Consider the following 2678-nt stretch of genomic DNA (forward strand, 5'->3'; position numbering starts at 1 on the left):
ATAAAAACGGGGCCGTGAGGCCCCGTCAAAGTCCGTAACGTATCCGCGATCTTACTTGATCTTGGCTTCGCGGAATTCGACATGCTTGCGCGCGACCGGATCGTACTTCTTCTTGACCAGCTTGTCGGTCATGGTGCGCGAATTCTTCTTGGCGACGTAGTAGAAGCCGGTGTCAGCCGAGGACACGAGCTTGACCTTGATGGTGACCGCTTTGGCCATGTTCTGAACCTCAGAAAATTGGGGAATCTGGAGCCGGCCAAACGGCCCGCGTTGGCCGGCAACCTAGCCAGAAACCGCCTGATGTCAAGGTTTTAGGGCTGAAAAACCACTCAAATCGGCCCGATCAGGCCTCGAAGAACCGGTTTTTCGGCCGCGGCAGGCCCAGATTCTCCCTCAAAGTGGCCCCTTCATACTCTTTGCGGAAAATCCCGCGGCGCTGGAGCTCCGGGACCACCTTGTCGACGAAATCGTCGAGGCCGGCCGGCAGGAACGGGAACATGATGTTGAAGCCGTCCGAGCCGCGGCCGACCAGCCATTCCTCCATCTGGTCGGCAATGGTCTTGGCCGTGCCGACGAAGGACAGTCCGCCATAGCCGCCGACGCGCTGGGCGAGCTGGCGCACGGTGAGCTTGTCGCGCGCGGCGAGATCGACCATGCGCTGGCGGCCGCTCTTGCTGGCGTTGGTCTCGGGGATCTCCGGGAGCGGCCCGTCCGGATCGAAGCCCGACGCGTCCGTGCCGAGAATGACGGACAGCGAGGCGATGGCGCTGTCGTAATGCACGCGGCTGTCGAGCAGCGCGCGCTTCTCCCTGGCCTCGTCGACGCTGTCGCCGACCACGACGAAGGCGCCGGGCAGGATCTTGAGGTGCTCGGGATCGCGGCCGACCTTCTCCACGCGGCCCTTGATGTCGGCATAGAGTTTCTGGCTGTCGGCAAGACTGCCGCCGCCGGTGAAGACGGCCTCCGCGGTCTCGGCCGCGAGCTGCCTGCCGTCCTCGGAGGCGCCGGCCTGCACGATCACTGGCCAGCCCTGCACGGGGCGGGCGATGTTGAGAGGGCCGCGCACCTTCAGATATTTGCCGTTGTGGTCGAGCACATGCATCTTCGACGGCTCGAAGAACAGGCCGTCTTCGACATCGCGCACGAAGGCGTCGTCGGCGAAGGAGTCCCACAGGCCGGTGACGACGTCGTAGAACTCGCGGGCGCGCTTATAGCGCTCGGCGTGCTCCATGTGGTCGTCGAGGCCGAAATTCAGCGCCGCGTCCGGGTTCGAGGTGGTGACGATATTCCACCCCGCGCGGCCGCCGCTGAGATGGTCGAGCGAGGCAAAGCGGCGCGCCASATGATAGGGCTCGTCAAAAGTGGTCGAGCCCGTCGCGATCAGGCCGATCCGCTCGGTGACCGCGGAGAGCGCCGACAACAGCGTGAACGGCTCGAACGAGGTCACCGTGTGGCTGCGCTTGAGCGCATTGACCGGCATGTTCAGCACGGCGAGGTGGTCGGCCATGAAGAAGGCGTCGAACCTGCCGGCCTCCAGCTTCTGGATCAGCTGCTTGATGTGGCCGAAATTGAAATTGGCGTCGGGCCAGGCCCCGGGATAGCGCCAGGCGCCGGTGTGGATGCTGATCGGGCGCATGAACGCGCCAAGCTTGAGTTGCCGTTGTGCCATCGCGCCCTAAATCCGTTCTGGTGTCGTTGGAGAAAGACATAGGGACGCGGAGGAACTCTGCCATTGGGGGAGGGGAGGAACATTTTTTCGTTTTTCGATGCGTCCTCAGCACATTCGCGTCATTCCGGGGCGCCGCGTCCGGGCTCGCGCCAAGTGGCGCGCCCCGGAATGACGGAGAGGGGGTGGGCCCTCGAACCAATTCGCCGCTCGCTCCGACCAAGCCATGACCCCGTGGGGAGAGTTCAATGGCAGGCGCGATGACAGTGGATGGCGGCATGGTCCGCATCGACYGTCCCATGCCCTGGATCGGCCGGCTGCTGTCGTTGCCACTGCTGGCGGCAAGCGGTTATCTGCTGTGGAACGTCGCCCTCGGCCTGCGTCAGGATTTTTCCGGATTCGGCCGGCTCGCCGACGATCTCGTGCCGGTGCTGGTGTTCACGGGCCTCGGGCTGCTCGTCGGCATCCCCGGCCTGATCCTGCTCACCTTTCGCTATTTCGTCGTGCTCAACGAGACGCTGCGCCAGATCGTCGTCACCAGGCAGTTCGGCCCGCTGAACGTTCGCTCGGCGCACAATCTCGCCGACTATCACTTCATCAGCGTCACCGAGGACTATGATCCGGAGCTGACCGCCTATGACGTCAATCTCTGCGGCGGCAAGGGCACCGAGCCGATTACCCTGATGAGCTTCACGAAGCGGGATGAGGCGGACAAGTTGGCGAATGAAATCGGCCGCATCCTCAATCTGTCCGCGCGCGACTATGTCGGTACCGAGCCGGACGATCCTGACCTGCAGGAACCGCCGGTGGCGCCACGGACCGTGTAAAGGCCCAGCCACGGCCTGTTGCTACCCACGTCGGAAATTGCCATCCTTAACGCCGCTCACCGCAATGGATGGCCATGAACTCTGCGAATAATTCCATTCCCGCGATTCTGCCGCGCGGCAAGGGTCACCAATTTCTCTTGTATGGCGACTCCTGTTCAGGCGTTCCGGGCGCACTGCACGAGAAG

General features: G+C 63.4%; 3 protein-coding genes. 1 reads left to right on the plus strand and 2 read right to left on the minus strand.

Annotated features, from left to right (window positions below; genetic code table 11):
• Window positions 1-51: 51 nt before the first annotated feature.
• On the minus strand, window positions 52-219 hold the full coding sequence (rpmG, locus tag ACXJL8_RS38505; RefSeq protein WP_007603295.1) for a 50S ribosomal protein L33: 168 nt from the start codon (window positions 217-219) through the stop codon (window positions 52-54).
• A 124-nt stretch (window positions 220-343) separates the two neighbouring features.
• Complete coding sequence (locus ACXJL8_RS38510; protein WP_456686757.1) at window positions 344-1669, minus strand: LLM class flavin-dependent oxidoreductase; 1326 nt, start codon at window positions 1667-1669, stop codon at window positions 344-346.
• A 245-nt stretch (window positions 1670-1914) separates the two neighbouring features.
• Here ACXJL8_RS38510 and ACXJL8_RS38515 point away from each other — a divergent pair, with 245 nt between their 5' ends.
• Window positions 1915-2493 (plus strand): hypothetical protein, encoded by a 579-nt coding sequence (locus ACXJL8_RS38515; RefSeq protein ID WP_456686758.1) that lies wholly within the window; start codon window positions 1915-1917, stop codon window positions 2491-2493.
• Window positions 2494-2678: the final 185 nt, after the last annotated feature.

It is taken from the genome of Bradyrhizobium sp. P5_C11_2 (genome assembly GCF_054049755.1).

What these genes read in the sequence shown, in the direction of transcription:
- rpmG (WP_007603295.1), bottom strand. Translation starts at nt 219, where the DNA reads ATGGCCAAAGCGGTCACCATCAAGGTCAAGCTCGTGTCCTCGGCTGAC.